This is a genomic window from Bradyrhizobium ferriligni (genome assembly GCF_056837965.1).
The window spans coordinates 1-487 of record NZ_JBXEJO010000236.1; the positions used below are offsets into that span (position 1 = coordinate 1).

The 487-nt window shown below is 46.2% G+C and carries 1 protein-coding gene; it reads left to right on the forward strand.

Going from position 1 to position 487, the window contains the following annotated elements:
* Positions 1 to 375 (forward strand): transposase (locus AC1VNY_RS42580; protein ID WP_482409684.1); only part of this gene is annotated, 375 nt, incomplete at its 5' end.
* Positions 376 to 487: the final 112 nt, after the last annotated feature.

The window sequence follows — 487 nt, forward strand, 5'->3', positions numbered from 1 at the left end:
GTTATGGTGAACGAATTTTTTTACCATGAAGGGCTTTTGTTGGCCGATTTTAAGGAACCTGGTGTCAACATCAATGCCGCCCATTATAAAGACACTTTAGACAAGCTGCATAAGGCCATCAATGCTAAGCGACCAGGCAAGTTTTCTCAAGGTGTGATTCTTCTCCACGACAACGCTCGTCCGCACGTCGCAAAAATTGTGCAGGAAACATTGGCAAAGAAGAATTGGGAAGTTCTTCATCACCCAGCCTATAGTCCTGATTTGTCCCCATGTGATTTCCATTTGTTCGGACCGTTGAAGAAAGCACTAAAGGGACAGCGATTGAACAGCGACGCAGACGTGAAGACAGCGGTGACCACATGGTTCAGTGAGTAGCCACGCACCTTTTTCTCGGACGGCATTCGACGTCTACCTAAACAGTGAGATGCTTGCCTAAATGCATACGGAGATTTTTTCGGATGAACCCAGGTGCATTCTTATTCACAAG